The sequence below is a fragment of the Vibrio bivalvicida genome (assembly GCF_001399455.2).
Lineage (GTDB): Bacteria > Pseudomonadota > Gammaproteobacteria > Enterobacterales > Vibrionaceae > Vibrio > Vibrio bivalvicida.
In genome coordinates, this window is sequence record NZ_LLEI02000032.1 from 56117 (window position 1) to 80753 (window position 24637).

General features: G+C 44.8%; 20 protein-coding genes. 7 read left to right on the forward strand and 13 right to left on the reverse strand.

Going from position 1 to position 24637, the window contains the following annotated elements:
- Positions 1-140: 140 nt before the first annotated feature.
- The 6 genes from ycfP to hinT form a co-directional block, all read right to left on the reverse strand.
- Positions 141-683: an alpha/beta hydrolase YcfP gene (ycfP, locus tag APB76_RS11185; protein WP_054961648.1), complete on the reverse strand. Its 543-nt coding sequence runs from the start codon at positions 681-683 to the stop codon at positions 141-143.
- 100 nt (positions 684-783) lie between these two features.
- Complete coding sequence (locus APB76_RS11190; RefSeq protein WP_054961647.1) at positions 784-1638, reverse strand: phosphotransferase; 855 nt, start codon at positions 1636-1638, stop codon at positions 784-786.
- 31 nt (positions 1639-1669) lie between these two features.
- Complete coding sequence (gene lpoB / locus APB76_RS11195; RefSeq protein ID WP_054961646.1) at positions 1670-2260, reverse strand: penicillin-binding protein activator LpoB; 591 nt, start codon at positions 2258-2260, stop codon at positions 1670-1672.
- 39 nt (positions 2261-2299) lie between these two features.
- Positions 2300-2695: a YcfL family protein gene (locus APB76_RS11200; RefSeq protein WP_049843774.1), complete on the reverse strand. Its 396-nt coding sequence runs from the start codon at positions 2693-2695 to the stop codon at positions 2300-2302.
- Positions 2692-4089: a COG3014 family protein gene (locus APB76_RS11205; protein WP_049843804.1), complete on the reverse strand. Its 1398-nt coding sequence runs from the start codon at positions 4087-4089 to the stop codon at positions 2692-2694. The genes APB76_RS11200 and APB76_RS11205 overlap by 4 nt, the downstream gene beginning before the upstream one ends.
- 108 nt (positions 4090-4197) lie before the next feature.
- Entirely contained in the window at positions 4198-4548 is a 351-nt protein-coding gene (hinT, locus tag APB76_RS11210; RefSeq protein ID WP_049843773.1) for a purine nucleoside phosphoramidase, read from the reverse strand.
- 225 nt (positions 4549-4773) lie between these two features.
- On the opposite strand from hinT, the gene APB76_RS11215 reads away from it, so the two are divergent.
- Together APB76_RS11215 and APB76_RS11220 are read left to right on the forward strand one after the other, a co-directional pair.
- The gene (locus APB76_RS11215; protein ID WP_049843772.1) at positions 4774-6765 is read left to right on the forward strand and encodes a methyl-accepting chemotaxis protein; all 1992 of its coding nucleotides are present in this window, start codon (positions 4774-4776) and stop codon (positions 6763-6765) included.
- A 143-nt stretch (positions 6766-6908) separates the two neighbouring features.
- Positions 6909-8081: a DUF1887 family protein gene (locus APB76_RS11220; RefSeq protein ID WP_049843771.1), complete on the forward strand. Its 1173-nt coding sequence runs from the start codon at positions 6909-6911 to the stop codon at positions 8079-8081.
- 65 nt (positions 8082-8146) lie between these two features.
- On the opposite strand, the gene fadR is transcribed toward APB76_RS11220, so the two are convergent.
- A complete protein-coding gene (gene fadR, locus APB76_RS11225; protein ID WP_054961645.1) occupies positions 8147-8986 on the reverse strand; it encodes a fatty acid metabolism transcriptional regulator FadR in 840 nt (279 codons plus the stop codon).
- 672 nt (positions 8987-9658) lie between these two features.
- Between fadR and nhaB the strand changes: the two genes are divergently transcribed.
- Together nhaB and dsbB are read left to right on the forward strand one after the other, a co-directional pair.
- Positions 9659-11248: a Na(+)/H(+) antiporter NhaB gene (gene nhaB, locus APB76_RS11230; protein WP_049843769.1), complete on the forward strand. Its 1590-nt coding sequence runs from the start codon at positions 9659-9661 to the stop codon at positions 11246-11248.
- 92 nt (positions 11249-11340) lie between these two features.
- The gene (gene dsbB / locus APB76_RS11235; protein ID WP_049843768.1) at positions 11341-11859 is read left to right on the forward strand and encodes a disulfide bond formation protein DsbB; all 519 of its coding nucleotides are present in this window, start codon (positions 11341-11343) and stop codon (positions 11857-11859) included.
- 194 nt (positions 11860-12053) lie between these two features.
- Here the strand turns inward: dsbB and APB76_RS11240 are convergent, their stop codons facing one another.
- Both APB76_RS11240 and lrp read right to left on the reverse strand, forming a co-directional pair.
- Positions 12054-14999: a DNA translocase FtsK gene (locus APB76_RS11240; protein WP_054961644.1), complete on the reverse strand. Its 2946-nt coding sequence runs from the start codon at positions 14997-14999 to the stop codon at positions 12054-12056.
- Between the two features lie 185 nt (positions 15000-15184).
- Positions 15185-15679, reverse strand: coding sequence for a leucine-responsive transcriptional regulator Lrp (lrp, locus tag APB76_RS11245; protein WP_004414493.1), 495 nt, complete (start codon positions 15677-15679; stop codon positions 15185-15187).
- Positions 15680-15853: 174 nt separating this feature from the next.
- Here lrp and ald point away from each other — a divergent pair, with 174 nt between their 5' ends.
- Entirely contained in the window at positions 15854-16978 is a 1125-nt protein-coding gene (gene ald / locus APB76_RS11250) for an alanine dehydrogenase (protein WP_054961643.1), read from the forward strand.
- 212 nt (positions 16979-17190) lie between these two features.
- On the opposite strand, the gene yfbV is transcribed toward ald, so the two are convergent.
- Positions 17191-17643: a terminus macrodomain insulation protein YfbV gene (gene yfbV / locus APB76_RS11255; RefSeq protein ID WP_049843765.1), complete on the reverse strand. Its 453-nt coding sequence runs from the start codon at positions 17641-17643 to the stop codon at positions 17191-17193.
- A 359-nt stretch (positions 17644-18002) separates the two neighbouring features.
- Here yfbV and APB76_RS11260 point away from each other — a divergent pair, with 359 nt between their 5' ends.
- A complete protein-coding gene (locus tag APB76_RS11260; RefSeq protein ID WP_049843764.1) occupies positions 18003-19199 on the forward strand; it encodes an acetate kinase in 1197 nt (398 codons plus the stop codon).
- Between the two features lie 119 nt (positions 19200-19318).
- Positions 19319-21484 carry a phosphate acetyltransferase gene (gene pta / locus APB76_RS11265; protein ID WP_049843763.1) on the forward strand — a complete coding sequence of 722 codons (2166 nt, stop codon included), beginning with the start codon at positions 19319-19321 and terminating at the stop codon, positions 21482-21484.
- Positions 21485-21551: 67 nt separating this feature from the next.
- Here the strand turns inward: pta and APB76_RS11270 are convergent, their stop codons facing one another.
- The 3 genes from APB76_RS11270 to oppD form a co-directional block, all read right to left on the reverse strand.
- Positions 21552-22496 (reverse strand): glutathione S-transferase family protein, encoded by a 945-nt coding sequence (locus APB76_RS11270; protein ID WP_054961642.1) that lies wholly within the window; start codon positions 22494-22496, stop codon positions 21552-21554.
- Positions 22497-22671: 175 nt separating this feature from the next.
- Complete coding sequence (gene oppF / locus APB76_RS11275; protein WP_054961641.1) at positions 22672-23664, reverse strand: murein tripeptide/oligopeptide ABC transporter ATP binding protein OppF; 993 nt, start codon at positions 23662-23664, stop codon at positions 22672-22674.
- The gene (gene oppD, locus APB76_RS11280) at positions 23661-24632 is read right to left on the reverse strand and encodes an ABC transporter ATP-binding protein (RefSeq protein ID WP_049843760.1); all 972 of its coding nucleotides are present in this window, start codon (positions 24630-24632) and stop codon (positions 23661-23663) included. Before oppD ends, oppF begins: the two co-directional genes overlap by 4 nt.
- Positions 24633-24637: the final 5 nt, after the last annotated feature.

Consider the following 24637-nt stretch of genomic DNA (forward strand, 5'->3'; position numbering starts at 1 on the left):
ATATAGGGCAAACCATCTGGTGCAACTAAAGATTGCCGTTATTTCAGCAAAATTTGTAGGGAATAGAGTCGATTGAACAATAAAAAAGCGACAGAGCCTACTCTGTCGCCTATATATTAGAAATCTATAAAAACTAGCGTTTAGTTTGCGTCTTTAAACGTCTTCATTGTCTGTAGATGCTGAGAGATCTTTTTAAACTTATGGGTTTGCACCTCATCCCAGATGATACTGTAGTACTTCTCTAGTTCAGCTGCCGTTTTGCTGTTGTCATGAACTTCATCTTGTTTAGACAAAATCACTAAGCAGCGATCTTTGTTCTTGGTTCTGAACTCTGACACACATTTAGTCGCGATATCTTCATACTCTTCTGGTCGGTCAATACGCCCTTGCATAGTGAGTTCTGGATGCAAGTTGGGGTTAAAGATAACCTGCTTAATCCCACACAAAAAGCCCACTCGCTCTGACCAATAACCACCAAGACCAACACCACAAATGATAGGGTCTTTATCTGGCGACTGCTCGATCACTTTATGCACTTCTTTCAACAAATGCTGCATATCATGCTTTGGATGGAGAGTACTGTAATTTATGAATCGTACATCATCGTCAATAAATTGAAGTTGAAGCACTTTTTCATGGTTGCCCGGACTGGTCGAATCAAAACCGTGTAAATAGATAATCATTGTAATTCCCTCGATCCTCGTGATTTAAATCTACCATGAAAAATAAGGTTTAAAAGCTCACTCAATGAGTTTAAGGTTGCGGAACTATCAAACAGTGATCTTAGCTGCAAATTATTTCTTTTAGTTTATGCGCCTGGGCTAAATATTGTTCATCACCCCATAACTGGTGCGCTAACAGATACCAAAGCATCGCCATCATCATTGCTCTCGGTTGCCAAGCCATGACACCTTCAACCCAATCATCGACACCTTCTATGCCTCTAAGCTGGCAATAACGATACACCGCCTCCAAAGGCTTCTCCTCTGTCACGCCAATCGACAAGGTAAGATCTAAACGCGGGTCCGCAACAGCGGCATACTCCCAATCAATGACCTTGTTGCCAACCTCCGTTTTCACCATGTTGTATCCTGCTAGATCAAAATGGCACAACGTATGACCCACATCCGCTAAGCTCGGAGCACAGCGCCACTTATTGTAGATCGAAATATAAGGCTCTACTTTGTATTGCTCATCAAGAAGCATCCAATAGTGATCCACTCGTGCTGTATAATTGAAAGGAGCGACGGGGACACGCTGAGTGTCAATGTCATGAATAGCAATCATGGTCTTAAGCAGTGAATCGAACGGCAGACCGTGGATTAACGACTCTCCCTCAATCCATGTCACTAATAACCCTTGATCATTAATATGCACGGCTTGAGGAGCAAATGCATAAGGCTCTATCGCGGTTAGTATTTGGTATTCTTGAAAACGAGAGATTGAGAAGGCTTTGGTGATATTGGTATTTGGCCGCCAAACAAATGCTTGACCGTCTGAAGCAACCACTTTCCAGCAGCGGTTAGTCAACCCCCCTGTTAGCGTTTGAGCATAATCAGGGGGAATAGAAAAGAAGTGTTCTAGTGACAATAATGACCGATCGAGTTGGCATGCTTCACTCCACGACATTCGCGCCATAGTTCACTCCTCTTGTTACATAAAGCTCAGATTATAGACCTAGGAAGCTTTTCGATTCTTGCTTGCGGATTTCTGTCTCGTCAGCCCACTCAATAAGACCCGTTTCCAGATCCATCAAACGCATTGTCATCTTGTAATAAACGTCTTTATCACTACCTGCGTTCTTATTGATGCTTGATAGGTTTCCGTAAAGCATGTATTGCGCACCAACCATTTTACCAAACTGTATGGCTGTACTTTGATTCACAAGCTCATCGTCATTTTGGAAGTTTAGCTGTTCACGTACTGACTCTACGCGATCCATATCGACAAAACGGAATTTACCAGAATTCAGCATCTTAGTACTGATTGAATCCGTAATTGACTCGGTATCGATATGTTCGCTGGTTTTGTTTTTAATGCGTTCAACAAACACGATCGGACGCGAATCACGAGTGATTGCGGCAACAGAGCCCGAAATCATCATACTATCGACCATTTCACCGGCAATTTTTTGCAAGTCTGTCGAACCAAAATCAATCGTTGTTGTTTCTACAGCTTGAGCGTCGCCATAGCTCACTTGGTTAGAACAGCCACCAAGCACTACAGCCAAACCAAGTAATGCAATTACACTTTTTTTCATTGTCGGTTCCTTAGGATATCCTTTAGTTACTTCTTAAAATTAGTTGTCTAGTTCGCGAATTTGAACACGGAATTGGCGTCCGTTCGGATTAATAGAGATCTCAGAGATGGAAACCTCTTCAGCACCACGAAGAATGGCTTGACGCCAAGGGCTAAGCTTGTTGTTCACTTCTAGTCCCTGATCGTCGTACCAATAAAATCGATATTGAATATGTTGATCACCTTTGCTTTGGTTAGCTAAGCGCACAATGCCTCGAGCACGACCATCAACATCAATGGTTGAAATATCTTCGATGCTCACACGTCCCGCCAGTACATTGTCACCAAAAAGAACCGTTTGAGAGGCGCCATCGATACGCAGCCCTGCAGTATTGCTGTTGCTCGCACATCCCATCAAGGTCAATGCCGCTGCGATTGAAATAAGCCATTTTTTCATCGTATATTTCCTAGTTGTTTATGCCAGATAGTTGCGTTGTTCCCTTGACGTGAAAGCCACACCAAGGTTGTACGGCCTGATTCAATATTGAATGTATGGCTCTGACCTGCTACCTGTAAAGATTGTTCCCCTGGTTCAACGATTGAACTTGCACTGTAGATTTCTCCCGGCAAGGTGATCCAGCTTCGGGTATCTGGTTGTTCAGTCAGTACATTCCATACATTAAACAAAGCGTTACCCAAATCTTCAGGGTTGTCTTTCGTTGCTTGTCGGCGCAGCTCTTCTTTTGCCCACACTCTTAGTGCCTGGCGAATCAATATAGAAGGCATACGCTCAGTCAGATTCTGCTTTGCCATTAGATTAACGTCAGTGAGCAGACTTCCCGAAATAATGCTGTCATTGAGAACGACAGGGCTAAACTTTTCAGCAGGCATATTTTCATAGTATGGCAGTGAAACCGTATACAAACCGAAGTTACTGCCTCGTGAAATCGGTACGGTCTGAGTCCAGCCGTTCATCGCATCAACCACACCACGTTCATCAATAACGATCACTCGGCCTTTGTCCGCCGCTAGGTAACTTGCTTTGCCGTAACGTTTTTCAAGCTTGGCTAAGTCTTCACGCATGCCTAATCGTTTAGCAACGCGTTTAGTGCCATCAACCACCTGCTGATTTTCAGGCATAACAGCTAAGGCCCTGCGGTAATCCACATACGCACTGTTTAGATCATTATCCGCCTCATAAAGTAAGGCTGATAGATAGAACAAATAGCCACTTTGCACCGCTTGCAGTGTTTTTCCCGCATCAGGATAGTTTGCAAGTATGCTACCTAGGTTTGGCGATACTCCTTGAGCTTGCATTTGACTCTGAGCGGATTCAAGCTCGCGCTCTCGGTTTTTTCTGGCTTGTTCTTGGATCTGACTTGCACGACGCATTTCGATAATCGCACCTTCTAGATCATTCTTTTTGAGGTAGTTAAGCCCCAAATAGAGATGTAAAAAGCCTAACTCATAGTCAGCAGGTTGATAGGCATTTAAATTATCATTGACGGCTAACGAACTTAAGCTTTGCGCTGTTTCAGAAACCGAAATCGTCGCTTGGTCTTGTTGCACTCGCACCGCGTTATCGCTCACCTCAAAGGCATTCTTACTTTCAGGGTACTGCTGATTAAGTAAATAAACCCTACCCTTCTCCATATTGTCAAGAATGTCACCGGCGATTCCTTCTGGTAGCAGTTCTTCAGCTTCGTAATAGTGCCCGTTTTTAATTGTTTGATGCAGCTCATTATTTTGTGCACTGTAATGACTAAAAAGGTTACCTACAGATAAATTTGCACAAGCGGAAAGAACCAAACTACTTGCTAAAGCAAGCACGAGTCGAACGTGTTTATGCACTTCGTGCTCCGATGTTGTTACTGGTTGACATGACGGCATGCCCTACACTTTAAAAAACTTAACGTACGACATCAAACCCCATAAAGAGTTCCATTCAAATCAAAGTTTTTAGCTCAATAGCATAGGTCCAAGCGGACGGCCACCTAGTAAATGCATATGAATATGGTAAACCTCCTGTCCACCATGAGAATTGCAGTTCATGATAAGGCGGTAACCATCCTCATCAATCCCCTCTTCTTTTGCCAGTTTTCGCGCGACAGTAAACATACGCCCCATGACGATTTCATCTTCTTTCTCTATGTCGTTTACCGTTGGGATTAATTGGTTAGGGATGATCAAAATGTGACTTGGAGCACGTGGGTTGATATCGCGAAACGCAGTCACTAAATCATCTTGGTAGACAATATCTGCCGGAATTTCTTTGCGGATAATTTTGCTGAAAATGGTTTCTTCGGCCATGAAGGACTCCATTGAGATATGTGTTGTTGATTAAATTGAAACGAGTATGCGTCAAGCTTCGCAAGATCACAATAAAAAACGCTGTTCAGTTCACTTATTAGACAATCCTTTAATACTCGCTAGCTAAAAGTGTATTGTGCGTCAAAAAATGTGTGTCTCGCTATCAATACAATAGCTTTCTTTTTGTTAATTTTTTAAGACATTTATAATTACAGGGAGAGAGCTATGAAAGGCTCAGTGATTCGGCGCATGTATGCTGGTTTTGCATTGATCATAATTATGTTCATCGTAACCACGTTGTTGATGATGCGAGGAATGCAACAAATCCACCAAAACTTCGAAGGTGTATCCAATACCTCGCTGCCATTAGTTTCTCAATCAAACCAAACTAGCGTTGCTTTATTGTCTGCAGACAAACTTTTTAAAGACTTTTTGACAACTCAAAGCTTTGAGCGCATGGATCAACTTTCTGAGCAATTCGTTCAAATGAAAGAGGCTTACGCTCAACAATTATCAACACTTGAGCAAGTCAGTATCGGTCAAACTGAACTCGAACAGTCTATTATCCAGCTCAAAGAGATGGAACAGAGTTATTTCAGCGAAGCTGAGCAAGCGATGGGCAACTACCGCGCTATGTTCGCAGCGCAAGAAAAAGTCCAAAAATCAACTCGCCGCTTCCAACGTTTACATTCTGAGCTAAGCGTGGGAATGAAAGAGTATGTCGACGACCAAAGCAGTATCTCGGTTAAAGTCATGGCGAAAAGCTATTTTATTAAGCTAAAAGATGCCGAACTCACTACCTCGGATGCATTAGCAAGCAGCGATACCGAGCTTGTCACACAAGCGGTCGCAAGAAACAAGAAAGCGGTCACTCACCTAAACTACGCGTACCGTGGACTCAGCTCCCAAATGCCTGAACTCAAAAAAGCTTTTGATGAATCAGTACAGCAGTTCACCCGTGATGTAGGTAAGAAAGGCGGGGTGTTAGATCAACACAGCACCTACTTATTGGCAAAAGATGCACTATACGCAAATATCGCCAGTCTTACTCAGCAGGTTGATGCAACCATGGTAGTACTCAACTCATTTAGTGAAGTCGCCAAACAGGGCTTAAATGCCTCTTTAAAAGAAGCTGGTGATGTCTACGAACAAGGTGTTATTCGTTCAGTTGCAATTGGGGCTGTGGTTATCTTGATGGCTATTGCGATTGGATACCATATTGCACAGAGCGTTCGTGAACCACTTACTCGTATTTTAAGCACACTTGAGTCACTGACTGAAGGCGACATGACCAAACGTATTGAGATTCGTTACAACAACGAATTTAGCCGCGTAAGTAACCACATCAACTCTCTAGCAGACAATCTGCATGGGATTCTGGTCAAACTCAATGATGCATCCGATGACTTAACTCAAACGGCTACAACTAACCAACAAACTTCATCACAAGCGCAATCTCAGCTAAGCCAACAACGCGAGCAGACAGCCAATGTTGCAACTGCAATGACGGAGATGGCCCATTCTGTTCAGGAAGTCGCTCAAAGTGCTCAAAGCTCTCAGCAGATGGTTGAACAGGTCGAAAAAGCGTCGGAGTCTGGTCGCCAGATTATGGGCACCAATATTACCACTATTAACCAGCTTGAAACGCGCCTCAATCAATCTGTTGATGCGGTAAAAGACCTCCAAGCGATGAGCAGCCAAATCGGCAGTATTCTCGATGTTATCCGTAATATTGCTGAGCAAACCAACCTATTAGCACTTAACGCTGCCATTGAGGCGGCGCGTGCAGGTGAACAAGGCCGAGGTTTTGCTGTTGTTGCCGATGAGGTTCGTGTGTTGGCTCAGCGCACCACGGAATCCACATCTGAGATTGAAAATATGATCAGTAACCTTCAGAGCAGTTCATCTTCTGCTAATAAGGTTATTCAAAGCTGCATGGATGATATGGAACTTTCCGTTGAGCAAGCTTCTAGCGCCAACAGCGCAATGGAAGAGATCCAAGGACTTATTCTGGAGATAAGCCAAATGAGTGGTCATATCTCACAGGCAGCTGCCGAGCAGAGCGAAACCACTGGCGATATTGCTCGTAACATCGAAGAGATCAATTTAATTGCTGACACTAGCTATCAAGCCATGGCCCAAATCGCTCAAACCAGTGGCAACCTCTCCTCTTTGGCAAACCAGCAAGGTGAACTAGTTCACCGATTTAAGCTCTAAAAAGTCAGAATAATGTAATTTATTGAGATTGGGCGGCTATTTTTCATAGCCGCCCTTGTTTTTTAAATCTCATGTCATTATATGGTCTATAGGCTTGCCCGCTTTTCTTTCACTCTCTCGCAAGCCAAGCATGAGGAATAACTATGGCTGTTCATGTTGGCATTATTGACCAAGACCCAATTCGCTTGGTCACCCCGCTTCTCGATAACCGTACAGTGAGCGATCATATCGTCTTCATCGGTGTACCTGCTCAGGAAGATATGTATTTGCGTCTTCACAGCGTGTTGAGCAAAAGAGATATAACTTCAGAGTTTTTTGAAATTCCCAATGTCGCGAACCCATCAAAGATCAAACAAGCCGTTTCAATTCTAGCCGAAGATTTAAAAGCGAGAGGTGAAGAAGTTAAGCTCAATGCAAGTTGTGGATTACGTCATCGCCTGTTGTCCGTGTATGAGATTTTCCGTACTTATCACTGGCCAATATTTGTTGTTGAGCCAAACAGTGACCGCCTGTGCTGGCTCTACCCTGACGGTAAAGACGATACGCAAGTTCAAGATAGAATTACCATAGATGACTATCTCACCGTATTTGGTGCGCGCGGCGAGTTTAGCGACCAAGAACTACCACCACAGCTAGATCAAAAACTGTATGAGCTTGGTGAGCGTTGGGCAAGCAACGCACTTGAGCTTGGCCCTGGCCTTGCGACACTTAATTACCTTGCGACAACCTGCCGTAAAGAACAGCGCCTAGATGTTGGGCTGTCAGAAAAGCAGCAAGGATACCGTGAGCTAAATATGTTGCTGAACGACTTAGTCGAAGCGGAAATTGCCACTTATCAAGGCGGGGTTTTGACCTTCGCAAATGAAGATGCACGTCGCTTCTCGAATGGTGAATGGCTTGAGACATTGGTTCACAGCACAGTCCGCCAAATTCAACGAGATATGCCAACCATTCAAGACCGTTCATTGAACGTCCAGGTTTATCGCCAATTAGGTGAACGAGAAGTTCGCAACGAGCTAGATGTCGCTTCAGTGGTCAACAATAAACTACACATCATAGAATGTAAGACGAAGGGCATGCGCGATGATGGCGACGACACCTTATACAAGCTCGAATCCCTGCGAGACTTACTCGGAGGTCTCCAAGCTCGCGCTATGCTCGTTAGCTTCCGCCCTCTACGTCACAACGACATCACCCGCGCAGAAGATTTGGGCCTCGCACTGATTGGCCCAGATGAGCTCAAAGACCTCAAATCACACTTAGCTAATTGGTTTACAGAAGCTGGTGGCCGTGACGAAGCCTGCTCTGATTGCTGATCTCACACATTAGTAAATAAAAAAACCGCCAAATTGGCGGTTTTTTACTACAAAGACAACAGACCTTAGCAATCATCTTCGGTAAAGTTGGTTGGCAGAGTCATTTTCATTTGATTCCAGATATGCGCACTCTCCATACCGTAGTTACGAACCACAACGAGGATTTGCTCACGGTTACCTGTCTCACAAACATCAAGCAAATCACGGTAGAACTGTAACGCTAACTCACGAGCTTGTGGGTTAGAGAAGTAGTAGCTTCCTACGCGATCATAGAGCTTCTTCAGGCCATTAAAGATCAAACCATAAATTTGGTTTCCTGAGTGGAATGCAAGGCGTTGGAACAGCATGTAGTCGTAGAAATTGAATGTTTTCGCGACAAGTACAGATTGACGCTTTATTTCATCCTTTTCACCGTCGTCTTTGATATGCTGGCGGATTTTTTCGGCGTAGGGTGACGACTCCATAAACACATCCCAAGACTCTGCTTTGATCAATGCCTCACAAGAGTTAATCACACTAGAAATGGTTTTCTCTGCATTTTCTTTATTAGCTTTAAATGCATAGCGCATAAAGATCGGACTGATGTTTGTACGTGCCGCAAGCAAGTCTTCAACAATAGAAGTTGCGTTATCGGCATCCAACGTCATCAAAGTATCAAGAATATGGAGTCCCGATGTTTCCATAAACTGGTTTACACGCGTCGGTTTACCATGTTGAATCGTTAACCAACCGTCACGGGCTAAACGCTGTAATACCTCACGTAAAGTTGTACGTGTTACGCCAATTAGTTCAGAGAGCTCACGTTCTGCTGGTAAAATAGAACCAGGTGGGAATCGACCTTTCCAAATACTTTCAATAATGTATTTCTCTGCGAATCCTGCTGGGCTCTTTGCCTTTATGACCATTTATATCTTATCCAAACTTGTATTTTTATGGGTCTAATGAAACTCATCATACCACTAGTTTTTCGATATCGGAAACCACCACTCACTAAACGTGGAGCAAAACCACAATAGAGCCATTACTCTAACCTGATTCAGAATTTGTTGATTCATATTCAGATGTGAAATAGGATTATTTGTATATTTAACAAATCCAAAACAAGCCAAAACGCCCACCAATTGGTATTCCAGGCGCAAAACATAAGTTTTTAAAATTACATAATTTAACTATCATTTTCATTCAATATAATTACATATTCTTTCTTATTCTATGCTTTCGCCATTTTGCTTGCATTAACCATTGTTTTTCACAACTCTCGCGTCATATTTACACAACTCTGATCGCGTTTTTAAACAAAAGTTAGCTAATAAAATACTCAGACCAATTTTCTCGTTGACTAAATTGTGCTGAAGAGTACAGTGGCGACCAAAGTAAAGGAGTGCTTGTCTTTCTCAGGGAGTGACTTGGCAAGGCCACATGATCGTGAACGGAATGTTGTTTTTCTAAGTCACTGTTGAATCGGTTATTTTCTACCGGTAGATAAATACCATTGGTCAGAAGATATCTAATTTCCGGTTAAATGGATTCAAGCACGCGCAGTGTCTATTCATAACAACATTAAGAGTATCTAAATCATGCCGATGTCACTCGGAAATGCATTTATTAAGAATTTTCTTGGTAAGGCTCCGGACTGGTACAAAGTTGCCATCATTTCATTTTTGATTATTAACCCCATAGTTTTCTTTCTTGTCGATCCATTTGTTGCAGGTTGGCTGCTAGTCGCAGAGTTTATCTTCACCCTCGCAATGGCACTGAAATGTTACCCTCTACAGCCAGGTGGCTTACTCGCAATCGAAGCGATTGCGATTGGTATGACAAGCCCTGCCCAAGTTAAGCATGAACTTGTTGCCAATATCGAAGTTCTGCTGTTACTTGTCTTTATGGTTGCTGGCATCTACTTTATGAAGCACTTGCTGCTATTTATCTTTACCAAGATCCTATTGGGTATTCGTTCTAAGAGTATGCTCTCGCTGGCTTTCTGTTTCGCAGCAGCTTTCCTGTCAGCATTCTTAGATGCGCTGACCGTCATAGCCGTGGTTATCAGCGTCGCAGTTGGCTTCTATGCGATTTACCACAAAGTAGCTTCTGGCCAAGGCCCTCACGCCTCACATGACCACACTCAAGATGATCACCTGTCCGAATTAACTCGAGACGACCTAGAAAACTACCGCGCGTTTCTTCGCTCACTGCTTATGCACGCCGGTGTAGGCACAGCGTTGGGTGGTGTAATGACAATGGTAGGTGAACCACAAAACCTAATCATTGCCGATCAAGCAGGTTGGTTGTTTGGCGAGTTTATTATTCGCATGCTACCAGTGACTGCACCAGTATTTGTCTGCGGTTTGATCACTTGTGTACTAGTCGAGAAACTTAAAGTGTTTGGCTACGGCGCTCGCCTTCCAGAAAATGTTCGCCAAATCTTAGTCGATTTCGACCAAGAAGAACGTAAAACACGTACTAATCAAGATGTCGCGAAACTTTGGGTACAGGGCTTTATTGCCGTTTGGTTAATTGTAGGTTTGGCACTTCACTTGGCCGCAGTAGGTCTAATTGGCCTTTCCGTTATCATCCTAGCAACTGCATTTACCGGGGTTATTGAAGAACACTCAATGGGTAAAGCGTTTGAAGAAGCGCTGCCATTTACTGCTCTACTCGCGGTATTCTTCGCTATTGTTGCTGTCATCATCGACCAACAGTTATTTAAGCCTGTCATTGACGCAGTACTGCATGTTGAAGACAAAGGAACTCAGCTTGCTCTGTTCTATGTCGCTAACGGCCTACTGTCTATGGTTTCAGATAACGTTTTCGTTGGTACAGTTTATATTAACGAAGTGAAAACCGCCCTGATCGAAGGTGTGATATCTCGCGACCAGTTCGACCTGTTGGCTGTCGCCATTAATACAGGTACTAACCTACCGTCAGTAGCAACACCAAATGGCCAAGCTGCCTTTCTATTCCTGCTAACCTCTGCGCTCGCACCTTTGATTCGCCTATCATACGGTCGCATGGTAGTTATGGCACTGCCCTACACTATCGTACTTGCCATAGTTGGCCTCGCTGGTATTGTGTTCTTTGTTGAGCCTATGACAGCATGGTTTTATGACGCAGGATGGATTTCCCCTCACGTTGGTGAGCTGACTCCAGCAATGTCTAGTGGGCATTAATTAATAAAAATCAAAAGTTTTAGTTGCTAGCGAAACTTTTACACGATAAAAAGCTCTGATTACTCAGAGCTTTTTTAATACAGGATATCTGTGTGAACATTCTTTCAACTCTAAAAACATTTTCTCAAAGGCGACTATCTTGGTTGTTGCTGCTGCTTTCGATCATTTTGTTTGAAGCATGCGCGTTATTCTTCCAACATGTGATGATGCTTTCACCTTGTGTGATGTGTATCTATGAACGCGTCGCGATGCTTGGCATCGGTGGTGCCGCACTGCTTGGCTTAATCGCACCGAACAACCCATTGATACGTTGGTTAGGTTTAGCTGCTTGGGGTGCAAGTGCGTACAAAGGTCTAGCGCTTTCAATGCAGCACGTCGATTATCAGTTCAACCCATCCCCATTCGCGACTTGTGACCTATTCGTTACCTTCCCTGATTGGGCACCGTTAAACCAATGGGTTCCGTGGATGTTTGAAGCGTACGGTGATTGCAGCAAAGTGGTTTGGCAATTCCTAGGTCTTTCAATGCCTCAGTGGCTTGTGGTTATTTTCGCGGGTAACCTGGTTGCGCTTGGCGTGATTGTAATAGCGCAATTTGCTAAGAATAAATAAGTACAAGATAAGAGAACAACAAAGGGTTGATGTGAATACATCAGCCCTTTTTTTAAAAAAACGCTCGGTCATCATCACAATGAGGAACAAATGTATCGAGGATCTCCTTAAGCGAGTCGAAAACTCTAAATCCAAAGCAATAAAAAGGGTTAGCGCAATCGCTAACCCTTTTTTGATTCATCTAAGGACAGTACTTAGTTCATCTCACGACCAGGTGCTGGAGCCAGTACTTCACGGTTACCATTATGCCCAGGGGCGCTGACAATACCCTGAGCTTCAAGTTGCTCAACAATACGCGCTGCTCGGTTATAACCAATCTTAAAACGGCGTTGAACACCAGAAACTGAACCACGGCGAGACTGCACAACATGTTCAACCACCTGATCAAACAATGGGTCCATCTCTTCTTCACCTTCAGGTTTTTCACCCGGTAAAAGAGCTTCTGGGCCTTGATCTCCATTGGTAATTTCGTCGATATAGTTTGGCTTACCACGTGCCTTCCAGTTATTCACCACTGCATGAACATCATCGTCCGATGCAAATGCACCGTGAACTCGAACTGTGTGGCTCGACCCCGGTGGTAGATACAGCATATCACCCATACCAAGCAGCGATTCCGCACCACCTTGATCAAGGATGGTCCGAGAGTCCGTCTTGGTTGATACTGTGAAGGCCACTCGGGTTGGAATATTGGCTTTAATCAGGCCTGTGATTACATCTACTGATGGACGTTGCGTGGCTAAGATAAGGTGAATACCTGCAGCACGCGCCTTTTGAGCCAGACGAGCGATCAACTCTTCGACCTTCTTACCCACAACCATCATTAAGTCGGCAAATTCGTCGACAATCACAACTATGTAAGGCAACTTCTCAAGTAGTGGTGGATGTTCATCCATACTGTCACCGGCTTGCCATAGGGGATCATGGATAGGGTGTCCCGCCTCAGCGGCCATTTTAAGCTTGTCGTTAAAACCTTTAATGTTACGTACACCAAGAGCAGACATTAGCTTATAACGGCGCTCCATTTCCCCAACGCACCAACGCAGAGCATTCGATGCGTCTTTCATGTCTGTAACGACTTCGGAAAGAAGATGAGGGATGCCTTCGTAAACCGACAGTTCAAGCATTTTCGGGTCGATCATGATAAAGCGAACCTCTTCCGGGGTCGCTTTGTAGAGCATACTTAGAATCATGACGTTAACACCGACCGATTTACCCGACCCTGTCGTACCCGCCACTAACACGTGCGGCATTTTAGACAGATCAGCTACCACAGCTTCACCTGCGATATCTTGACCAAGCACTACCGTTGTTGGTGATTTTGCTTCGATAAACTGCTGGCTACCAATCACATCCGAGAAAAATACCGTCTGTCGACTCATGTTTGGTAGCTCAAGTCCCACATAGGGTTTGCCTGGGATGACTTCTACCACACGTACCGCCATTGCTGACAGCGAACGAGCCAAATCCATCGATAAACCAGAAATGCGGCTCACTTTAACACCCGGAGCCAAATCCAATTCAAAACGAGTGATGACAGGTCCTGGGAAGATATCGACTACGCTTGCTGTGATCTTATAGTCGGCAAGTTTCGCTTCAACTAAGCGAGCAATATTCTCTAACGCTTCTCGGTCAATAAAGTTTTCACGCTTTTCCGGGTGATAAAGCAACTCAAGAGTGGGCATTGGCTCCGCTGGTTTAGGCAGGTTCGTCTCTTGCTGTACCAAGAACGGATTTTGCTGCGCTGCGACTTTAGCTTGAGCCTCTGCGACCATACTGTTCAGCGCGGCCGCATCTTGATCCTGGACCAATTCTTCAGTCACCTCGTCAACAATGTCTTCCTCTGCTACATCAAAAGAGGATATAACAGGCTCTTGATAGTCATCTTCAGGTTCAATATTTGAGGAAATCTGTTCCAGCTCAGTGGTATTGATCGTTGGCTGAACGAGCTCTGTCTCGGCCAGCCCTTCGTTCCATGGGAAGTCATTACCCTCTTTAGCTTGTGTTACCTCACAAGACGCTGGGTAGTCAGTCTGACCCAATTCAACTGGTGAAGTCGTTTCCACGTGATGAGTTGGCATATCTTGAGTATTGGTTTCCACTTGAACTTCAGGCAGGGCGACTTGAGGCAGTTCATCACCATTGATTGCGGCGCGTTCCAGATCTTCTATTGTCGCACCCAGATGCTTACTTCTTTCAAAGTCTGGCTCCACAGCGCTTTCCACTGAGTGATCACTCGCAGCGTTTGCATAAACGGGTTGATTAACAACTTGAGCAACCGCTTCTACTATTGGCTCTGCTGTGGCTTCCATCGGGCGTGTTGTGGTTGCAACAGCTTCGGGGACATGGATGTTGTATCGGCGTTGTTCTCGATCGGTTTCTTCTATTTGCTCAACTTTTTCGCTGTTGTCTAGTTTTGGTTCTTCAAACGATTGAGCCGCTCCCGCTTCATATCGGTGACTGCTTAGCTCAGCTTCTAGCGTTTCATCCTCGCGGCCACGAATTTTGTTAACTGTGCTAGTCAACAAACGAATTGTGCACTCACCTAACCAATCCACGATAGACAGCCAAGAAATGCCGCTTAGCAATGTAAAGCCCGCCCCCCAAAGAAATAGGAAGACCAGAGTCGAACCAAGAATGTTCAAAGTTGGCAAAGCAAGACTGGTCAAGACATCACCAATCACACCACCAGATGAAAAGTACCAAATATCGTCAAAGTTGATATCCGCCAAACCGCAACTGGTTAATATTAGAATTGTTAAACCTAATAGTCGCGTCCCCCACAACATTAGATCGATCGGGTCATTTTCATCGCGATTACGTAGCACCGCCCACGCACCACCTGTTAATACAAACGGAATCACGTAAGCAAGGGAGCCAAAGGTAAAGAAGAGTGTATCCGCCAACCATGCGCCAACTAGACCACCTGCGTTATTAATCTCTCCGCCCCAAGCGGTTTGAGACCAAGAAGGGTCAGCAGCATTGAATGTAAAAAGTGCGACTGACAGTAAAATTGAAGCGAGGACGACGACGATCAAAATGCACTCTTGAAGGCGCTGAGGACCACTCAGCCGGGATGGCTGAGAATCTTCTCCCGTCTTAATGATCGTTTCTACTTTGTTTTTGGTCTCTTTAAACATAACCAACTTTATCTTTATGAATAACACCAATCGATTGAGAAGCTACCCTGATTGGTAAGAAAAAAATAGTCCGAGCAGCTATGCTACTCGGACTATCGATTTAACCATATCAATGGCAAAAACCCAATTGCTTAAAGTCAGAATATAGAAAGCTATTAAGACATTAAGCCCAAACTCTCACAGAGTTAGCGAGTTTTGATAACCAATTGGTTCGTTTGTTTGACTTCTTCCATCACCACGTAAGTGCGTGTGTCATTAACACCAGGTAAGCGCAGAAGCGTATCCCCTAACAACTTACGATAAGCACTCATGTCAGATACACGAGTCTTAAGCAGGTAGTCAAAATCACCAGACACTAAATGACACTCCTGGATATCATCAAGTTTCTGCACTGCCGTGTTGAACTGTTCAAACACGTCAGGGGCACCACGATTTAGCGTGATTTCTACGAATACCAAAAGCGATGCGTCTAAGTATTGCGGGTTTAGCAGTGCTGTATAACCCGTAATGTAACCTTGACGCTCTAAGCGACGTACACGCTCTAAACAAGGAGTCGGAGAAAGACCCACTCGCTTTGAAAGCTCTACATTCGAAATACGACCATCTTTCTGCAACTCATTTAGAATGTTGCGATCGATACGGTCTAGATCCTTGGACGGCTTTTTATTGTTGTCTGCCATTTTTTATTCCACCTTATTACTTCCTTGCAAAAAAATATACTACAACTTTTTAATATTCAGTATCAAATTTTATTCAATCATATCTATACTAGATATTAATTCGACAGAATTACCCTACACACAGTTAATACAACTACTATAGTTTACACAACCAAAATATAATGAGGATTCAGGATGATCATTGGCGTACCTAAAGAAATCAAAAACCACGAGTACCGTGTTGGTATGATCCCAGCGAGCGTTCGCGAACTAGTGTCTCAAGGTCACCAAGTTTTTGTTGAAACTAATGCCGGTTCAGGCATCGGTTTTTCAGACGATGATTACATCGCTGTAGGCGCATCCATTCTTCCTACCGCTGCTGACGTTTTCGCGCAAGCAGAAATGATTGTAAAGGTTAAAGAACCTCAAGCTGTCGAGAGAGCTATGCTTCGAGAAGGGCAAATTTTATTTACTTATTTGCACCTAGCACCAGATTTTCCACAAACTGATGAGCTAATCAAGAGCAAAGCTGTCTGTATAGCATATGAGACTGTAACAGATAATATGGGTCGCTTGCCACTACTTGCTCCAATGTCTGAGGTAGCAGGTCGCATGTCTATTCAAGCGGGTGCACAAACTTTAGAGAAATCTCACGGTGGCCGTGGTCTTCTACTAGGTGGTGTACCAGGTGTTGAGCCAGCGAAAGTTGTCGTTGTTGGCGGTGGTGTTGTTGGCGCAAACGCAGCTCGTATGGCTGTAGGCCTTCGTGCAGACGTTACCATCCTAGATCGCAATGTTGATACACTTCGCCGTCTTGATGAAGAATTCCAAGGTCGTGCAAAAGTGGTTTACTCTACAGAAGACGCAATTGAGAAGCATGTTCTAGCAGCTGACCTAGTCATTGGTGCAGTTCTAATCCCAGGCGCAGCAGCACCTAAACTCGTTACCAAAGAGCACATCGCTAAGATGAAGCCAGGTGCGGCAGTAGTAGACGTTGCAATCGACCAAGGCGGTTGTTTTGAGACTTCACACGCGACAACACACGCTGATCCAACATACATCGTTGATGACGTAGTTCACTACTGTGTAGCTAACATGCCTGGCGCTGTTGCTCGTACATCTACGTTTGCACTAAACAACGCAACTCTGCCTTACATCGTTAAGCTAGCGAACAAAGGTTACCGTGAAGCACTTCTAGAGGACAATGGCTTCCTAGAAGGTCTAAACGTAATCCACGGAAAAGTAACGTGTAAAGAAGTAGCAGAAAGCTTCGAGCTAGAATACGTAGACCCAGCTGACGCTATCGCGATGTTCAACTAATGCTGAATAGTATTAAATAAGAGGAAACGCTCACTTCGGTGGGCGTTTTTTTATGCGAGATGCGAGATGCGAGATGCGAGACTATTTTAGTCTACTAGGAGGCAAATTCTGTCAACAGTTTTCATTAAATCACCACCTAACCTCTCACAGGACGAAGTCCGTTCCCGATTCTCGAAGCACAGCGTTCTTTAAGGTGCAGCCCGTTCCCTCTCTTAAAACCAACGTTCCAATGCGTTTTTATCTAACTGACGGAAAGCACGGTTAAGAATTTGAGCAAGCTCTTTGTAGCGAGGGCGCGATTTCATTGGTTCTAAAGCAAAGCCACTTTCGGCTATCTTTTGGTAAATCTCGCGATACCAACCAGCAAGAGCCGGTGGGAGTTGCGTATTAGCGCGGTTACCTAACCACCACATACCTTGAATTGGCATACTAATAGCAAATAGAGCGATGATCACGGCTTGAGGCATCGATTGGTAATTATTGAATGCCATTTGCGTTAAGACACTGATCGCTGCAATAGCTGGCATCACTTTTACGCCGAAACGCGTTGCTTTAATGATGCGCTGCTCTGGAAACAACAAATTAAGCTCTTTACGCATTGGCCAAGTATCCATGTACTTTTGTCCATTTCGTAAACTATGAACTAAACCAGCTTTATTACTCATAGGGCTCTCTCACTCCAGTACAGGGTCCTAAACTAAAATTTAGTTGAAACCTTCAACTAAACTAACAAAAAATTGATGAAAGTTAATATTCTTTCAAATTTTTTTGTTATCATTGCCTATTATCGTTATCCTTTGCGGACCCACAATCTCATTGTTGCCGTTATTTACAATTTAAGCAACTCTTGAGACCTATCTGCAGCGGATGCAAGGGTGGTGATTTGAATCGCCACTGTCTTTATATACGGAATTCGAAGTTTTTTTGACCAAGATTAGTACGCAGCTTTTCCTGCTTCGTCTATTCTTGAGATTAATTTTCACCCTTACTGATTTCGATCAGAAAAATTAACAGGTAGTCATTAATGTCTAAGCTAGTTTTAGTTTTAAACTGCGGTAGTTCTTCTCTTAAATTCGCTGTAGTTGATGCAGAAACAGGTGCAGAGCACCTAACTGGTCTTGCTGAGTGTCTAGGTCTTCCAGAAGCTCGTATGAAGTGGAAACTTGACGGCAAGCACGAAGCACAACTAGGCGCGGGCGCTGCTCACGTAGAAGCACTATCTTTCATGGTAGAAACTATTCTTGCTTCTAAGCCTGAGCTTAAAGCTAACCTTGGCGCTATCGGTCACCGTATCGTTCACGGTGGCGAGCAGTTCACTCAATCTGCACTAATCACAGATGAAGTACTTAAGGGTATTCAAGACGCTGCGACTTTCGCACCTCTTCACAACCCAGCTCACCTAATTGGTATCGAAGCGGCTAAAGTAAACTTCCCTAGTCTGCAAAACGTTGCTGTTTTTGACACGGCGTTCCACCAAACAATGCCTTCTGAGTCTTACCTATACGCTCTACCGTACAACTTGTACAAAGAGCACGGCATCCGTCGTTACGGCATGCACGGTACTTCACACCTATTCATCACTCGTGAAGTTGCTAACCTACTAGACAAGCCAGTTGAAGAAGTAAACATCATCAACTGTCACCTAGGTAACGGCGCTTCTGTATGTGCAATCAAGAACGGTCAATCTGTAGACACTTCTATGGGTCTTACTCCTCTTGAAGGTCTAGTAATGGGTACTCGTTGTGGTGACCTAGATCCTGCAATCATCTTCCACCTACATGACGCTCTAGGTTACTCTGTTGAAGAAATCAACAACATGCTAACTAAAGAGTCTGGTCTTGCTGGCCTAACTGAAGTGACTTCTGACTGTCGTTTCGTTGAAGACAACTACGGTGAGAAAGAAGAAGCAACTCGTGCAATGGACGTGTTCTGTCACCGTCTAGCTAAATACGTAGCAGGCTACACTGCGACTCTTGAAGGTCGTCTAGACGCAATCACTTTCACTGGTGGTATCGGCGAAAACTCTGGCCCTATCCGTGAAATGGTTCTAAACCGCCTAGGTATCTTCGGTATCGAAGTTGACGGTGAAGCTAACCTTAAAGCTCGTTTCGGTGGCGAAGGTACTATCACTACTGCGAACAGCCGTATCCCAGCTATGGTTATCTCTACTAACGAAGAGCTAGTTATCGCTGAAGACACTGCTCGTCTAGCAGGTCTTTAATTGACTTAACCGGCTGACCAACGTCAGCCGGTTTTCTTACCAAGGGGCTTAACTTCTATTCCAGATGATAAGGAATACGCAGTTAAGCTTTTATCCCAATAGCTATAGGTACTCTACGAATGTCTCGTACTATTATGCTTATCCCTGCAAGTGCTGGTGTTGGTCTTACTAGCGTAAGCATGGGTGTTCTTCGCGCTATGGAGCGCAAAGGCGTTAAAGTTTCTTTCTACAAGCCAATCTGTCAGCCACGTTCTGGGGGCGATCAACCGGATCTCACATCAACTATCGTTGGTGCAAACAGTGACGTGAAGATCGGCCAACCTATGATGATGTCTGTTGCTGAAAGCCTAATCGGTAACGACAACATGGATGAGCTGCTAGAAACAGTAGTTGAGCGTTACAACCAAATCAACAAAGATGCAGACGTTACGCTAATCGAAGGTCTTGTTCCTACGCGTAAGCACCCATTCGCTAACCAAGTGAACGCAGAAATCGCAGCAACACTTGGCGCAGAGATCGTTCTAGTGGCAACTCCTGGCACAGATAACCCTGCGCAGCTAAAAGAGCGTATTGAAGTAGCTTGTTCTAACTTCGGTGGCACTAAAAACAAGAACATCTCTGGCGTTATCATCAACAAACTAAACGCACCAGTTGATGAAGCAGGACGTACTCGCCCTGACCTATCAGAAATCTTTGATGACGCTGATAGCGCGAAACAAAACGAAATGAAAGTGATGGAGATCTTCAACACTTCTCCAATCCGTGTTCTTGGTTGCGTGCCTTGGAGCATCGACCTAATCGCGACTCGTGCTATCGATATGGCGAAGCACCTAAGTGCAGACATCATTAATGAAGGTGACGTTAATTCCCGTCGTATTAAGAGCATCACATTCTGTGCACGTTCTCTGCCAAACATGATTGAGCACTTCAAACCGGGCTCACTTCTTGTTACCTCGGCCGACCGTCCAGACGTTATCGTTGCAGCAGCGCTAGCAGCAATGAACGGTGTTGAAATCGGTGCAGTTCTTCTGACTGGTGGTTACGACATCCCAGAAGAGATCGTTGGTCTATGTAAGCCTGCGTTTGACTCAGGTCTACCAATTTTCAAAGCACAAGGTAACACTTGGCAGACGTCTCTAAACCTACAGAGCTTCTCTATTGAAGTTCCTGCGGACGACAAAGAGCGTATCGAGTTCATCAACGAGCACGTAGCAGGCAACATTGACGGCAACTGGATCGAGTCTATGACCGAAGGGACTCAGAAGTCTCGTCGCCTAAGCCCACCAGCATTCCGCTATCAGCTAACTGAGTTTGCTCGTAAAGCTGGCAAGCGCATCGTTCTTCCTGAAGGTGACGAGCCACGTACGGTTAAAGCGGCAGCTATCTGTGCTGAACGCGGCATCGCGGAATGTGTGCTTCTAGGTAACCCTGAAGAGATCAAACGTGTTGCAGCGCAACAAGGCGTTGAGCTAGGTGCTGGCGTAACGATCATCAACTCTGATGAAGTTCGTGAAAACTACGTTGCTCGTCTAGTTGAACTACGTGGTGCGAAAGGCATGACTGAAGTTGTAGCGCGTGAGAAGCTACAAGATTCAGTATTCCTAGGCACAATGATGCTTGAGAATGACGAAGTTGACGGTCTAGTTTCTGGTGCTGTTCACACAACTGCGAACACTATCGTTCCTCCGTTCCAGATCATCAAGACTGCACCTGATGCGTCTATCGTATCTTCTGTATTCTTCATGCTACTGCCTGACCAAGTATTGGTTTACGGTGACTGTGCGATCAACCCAGATCCAACTGCTGAACAGTTAGCTGAAATCGCAATCCAATCTGCAGATTCTGCTGCGGCATTCGGTATCGACCCACGCGTTGCAATGATCTCTTACTCTACTGGTGAATCTGGTAAGGGTGCTGACGTAGATAAAGTCCGTGAAGCAACGAAACTTGCTCAAGAGAAACGTCCTGATCTTGTTATCGACGGCCCTCTGCAGTACGACGCGGCTATCATGGAAAACGTTGCAGCTTCTAAAGCACCAAACTCTCCAGTAGCAGGTAAAGCGACTGTATTCGTATTCCCAGACCTAAACACAGGTAACACGACGTACAAAGCAGTACAACGTTCAGCAGACCTAGTATCTATCGGTCCAATGCTTCAGGGCATGCGTAAGCCTGTAAACGACCTGTCTCGCGGCGCGCTCGTAGACGACATCGTATACACAGTAGCTCTAACTGCAATCCAAGCAGACCAAGCGGCTCAAGCAGAAGAGAAAGTGGTTAACTAATTTAACCTTTTCTGAAATGACAAACCCTCGCCTTAGCGAGGGTTTTCTTTTATTAGGCTCAAAAAGACTAAAGGCTGTCTCGCCCATGAGGGGAATCCAAATCTAGATCTGGCCCTACTGGCACCACTTGCGTAGGATTGATTCCGGTATGGCTAAAGTAGTAGTGGCGCTTAATATGGTAAAAGTCCGTCGTCTCTTTGATACCAGACACCTGATACAACTCTTTCATGTAGCCGTTGAGATCAGCGTAATCTGCGATACGTTTCATATTACATTTAAAATGTCCAACATAAACGGCATCAAAACGGATCAGCGTGGTGAACAAACGCCAATCGGCTTCAGTGATACTGTCACCAGCAAGGTAACGGCTTTTCGCTAGATGGGCATCCAATCTATCTAGCGACTCAAATAGATGGTTGTAGGCCTCTTCATACGCATCTTGCGTCGTCGCAAAACCACAACGATAAACGCCATTGTTCACATGCGGATAAATATACGCGTTCCATTCATCTATCATCTCGCGGTCAGCTTGCGGATAATAATCATCGGTATTGCCAGTAAGTTCATTAAACTCATAGTTAAACATACGAATGATCTCTGACGATTCGTTACTCACGATGGTATTGTGCTTCCTATCCCAAAGTACTGGCACTGTTACGCGACCCGTGTAGTCTGGTTTGGCTTGCGTATAGATCTGGTGCATACGGGTATGACCAAACAGAGGCTCCGGTAACCCCATCTGCCAACCTTCACTCATCATGTCTGGGCAGACAACAGTAACATCAATGTGCTCTTCAAGCCCCTTTAGCTTTCTAAAGATAAGAGTCCGATGAGCCCATGGGCAGGCTAATGAGACATAAAGGTGATAGCGCCCAGATTCAGGCTGAAATTTGGCATCGGGCTCGTTTTTAATCCAATCTCTAAATCCGGAATCTTCGCGAACAAATTTGCCATTACTCGATTTAGTGTCATACCAAACGTCGTGCCACACACCTTCAACTAGTTTACCCATTATTGTCTCCTAACCAGATTATTCGTTGATGGTTTAAGTATAAGTAAATCATTTACGTAGATAATTAGAGACAATTGGCTTAGTTGTTCGAATATTTTGAATGGTAGAGAAATGCGCGTACAAAAAAAGCGCGACCCCATAAGGATGCCGCGCTTAAGCCCGTCACAGGCTGAAACTATACGCTAACGTGTATACAAGACACTGCATGAACATCGCTACCTTCAATTGAAGGCTTAGTTTGCGCACAAGCCTCTGTTGCCTGAGGGCAACGAGTACGGAATACACAACCTGATGGAGGATTAATTGGCGATGGCAAATCCCCTTCCAACATCTCAATCTTCTTGTTTCGCTCGAGCCTAGGATCCGGAATTGGTACTGCCGACATCAAAGCGCGCGTGTAGGGATGCTTAGGATCGGCGAACAGCGCTTCTGCCTCACCAAGCTCAACCGCATTGCCTAGGTACATCACCAATACGCGATCTGAGATGTGCTTAACTACTGACAGATCGTGGGCGATAAACACAAGAGACAAACCAAGTTCTTTTTGTAGCTCTTTAAGTAGGTTGACTACCTGAGCTTGAATTGACACGTCTAGTGCTGATACTGGCTCATCACAGATGATCATTTTAGGCTTAAGAATCAGTGCTCGTGCAATACCGATACGCTGACACTGACCGCCTGAGAACTCGTGTGGGTAACGGTTGATCACGTTTGGTAGTAGGCCAACTTTCGCCATCATCTCTTTGACGCGATCTTTTACTTCATCTTTAGATAGCTCTGGATAGAAGGTTTCTAAAGGCTCAGCGATGATGTCTCCCACTGTCATCCGCGGGTTAAGAGAAGCCAGCGGATCTTGGAATATCATTTGAATTTCTTTACGCGTTTCACGGCGTTGAACTTCTTGCATCTTAGTCAAGTCTTGACCAAGCCACATCACGTCACCGTCAGTCGCTTCGACGAGCCCAATGATTGCACGCGCGAAAGTAGATTTACCGCAGCCAGACTCACCCACTACGCCTAGGGTTTCACCTTCGTATAAGCGTACGTTTACACCATCAACTGCTTTGAGATTTGCAGGTTTTGACCAAGGCCAAGCTGATTTCGATGCGATGCTAAAGTGCACTTTAAGCTCTTTAACATCTAGGATTAAGTTCTTATCTACACTCATTTGCTCCAAGCCTCCCACTGTGAAAAACATGCGCGCTGACGGCCATCACCAAATGGCGTCAAAATTGGCGCTTCTTGCTTACAACGATCCATAACACGGTGGCAACGCTCTTGATAAGGGCAGCCTTGCGGAAGACGAAGCAAGTTAGGCGGGTTGCCTGGAATTGTCGGTAGAATTTCGCCTTCGGTATCCAGACGAGGAATCGCCTTGAGCAAACCTTCTGCATATGGGTGGCTTGGGTTGTAGAAAATCTCATCAACTGTACCGTACTCCATGGTACGGCCTGCATACATTACCAGTACTTTGTCACATGAACCAGCAACAACGCCAAGGTCATGAGTGATCATAATGATTGCAGTATTGAATTCTGACTTAAGCTCGTTAAGCAGATCCATGATCTGGGCTTGTACCGTTACGTCGAGTGCTGTTGTTGGTTCATCTGCAATCAATAGCTTTGGACGACACAACAGAGCCATAGCGATCATTACACGCTGACGCATACCGCCAGAAAATTCGTGTGGGTACATGGTGATACGCTTACGCGCTTCTGGAATTTTTACTGCTTCAAGCATGCGTACAGATTCTTCGAATGCTTCGGCTTTACCCATGCCTTTGTGCAGCATGAGAACTTCCATCAACTGGTCACTTACCTTCATGTAAGGATTAAGCGACGTCATTGGGTCTTGAAAGATCATTGCAATCTGTTCTGCACGAACTTTGTTGAGTGCTTTTTCTGGAAGGTTGAGAATTTCATTGCCTTCAAATTTTGCGCTACCTGAGATAATACCGTTCTTTGCCAGCAACCCCATAATAGCGAATACAGTCTGAGATTTACCTGAACCAGATTCACCTACGATACCTAGAGTCTCGCCCTGATTCAGAGAAAAATTTAAATCGTTTACTGCGGTCACGATACCATCTTGAGTGGTAAATTCTACACGCAGATCTTTGACATCTAATAAGCTCATCATTG

What these genes read in the sequence shown, in the direction of transcription:
- ycfP (WP_054961648.1), bottom strand. Translation starts at nt 683, where the DNA reads ATGATTATCTATTTACACGGTTTTGATTCGACCAGTCCGGGCAACCAT.
- APB76_RS11190 (WP_054961647.1), bottom strand. Translation starts at nt 1,638, where the DNA reads ATGGCGCGAATGTCGTGGAGTGAAGCATGCCAACTCGATCGGTCATTA.
- lpoB (WP_054961646.1), bottom strand. Translation starts at nt 2,260, where the DNA reads ATGAAAAAAAGTGTAATTGCATTACTTGGTTTGGCTGTAGTGCTTGGT.
- APB76_RS11200 (WP_049843774.1), bottom strand. Translation starts at nt 2,695, where the DNA reads ATGAAAAAATGGCTTATTTCAATCGCAGCGGCATTGACCTTGATGGGA.
- hinT (WP_049843773.1), bottom strand. Translation starts at nt 4,548, where the DNA reads ATGGCCGAAGAAACCATTTTCAGCAAAATTATCCGCAAAGAAATTCCG.
- APB76_RS11215 (WP_049843772.1), top strand. Translation starts at nt 4,774, where the DNA reads ATGAAAGGCTCAGTGATTCGGCGCATGTATGCTGGTTTTGCATTGATC.
- APB76_RS11220 (WP_049843771.1), top strand. Translation starts at nt 6,909, where the DNA reads ATGGCTGTTCATGTTGGCATTATTGACCAAGACCCAATTCGCTTGGTC.
- fadR (WP_054961645.1), bottom strand. Translation starts at nt 8,986, where the DNA reads ATGGTCATAAAGGCAAAGAGCCCAGCAGGATTCGCAGAGAAATACATT.
- nhaB (WP_049843769.1), top strand. Translation starts at nt 9,659, where the DNA reads ATGCCGATGTCACTCGGAAATGCATTTATTAAGAATTTTCTTGGTAAG.
- APB76_RS11240 (WP_054961644.1), bottom strand. Translation starts at nt 14,999, where the DNA reads ATGTTTAAAGAGACCAAAAACAAAGTAGAAACGATCATTAAGACGGGA.
- lrp (WP_004414493.1), bottom strand. Translation starts at nt 15,679, where the DNA reads ATGGCAGACAACAATAAAAAGCCGTCCAAGGATCTAGACCGTATCGAT.
- ald (WP_054961643.1), top strand. Translation starts at nt 15,854, where the DNA reads ATGATCATTGGCGTACCTAAAGAAATCAAAAACCACGAGTACCGTGTT.
- yfbV (WP_049843765.1), bottom strand. Translation starts at nt 17,643, where the DNA reads ATGAGTAATAAAGCTGGTTTAGTTCATAGTTTACGAAATGGACAAAAG.
- APB76_RS11260 (WP_049843764.1), top strand. Translation starts at nt 18,003, where the DNA reads ATGTCTAAGCTAGTTTTAGTTTTAAACTGCGGTAGTTCTTCTCTTAAA.
- pta (WP_049843763.1), top strand. Translation starts at nt 19,319, where the DNA reads ATGTCTCGTACTATTATGCTTATCCCTGCAAGTGCTGGTGTTGGTCTT.
- APB76_RS11270 (WP_054961642.1), bottom strand. Translation starts at nt 22,496, where the DNA reads ATGGGTAAACTAGTTGAAGGTGTGTGGCACGACGTTTGGTATGACACT.
- oppF (WP_054961641.1), bottom strand. Translation starts at nt 23,664, where the DNA reads ATGAGTGTAGATAAGAACTTAATCCTAGATGTTAAAGAGCTTAAAGTG.
- oppD (WP_049843760.1), bottom strand. Translation starts at nt 24,632, where the DNA reads ATGAGCTTATTAGATGTCAAAGATCTGCGTGTAGAATTTACCACTCAA.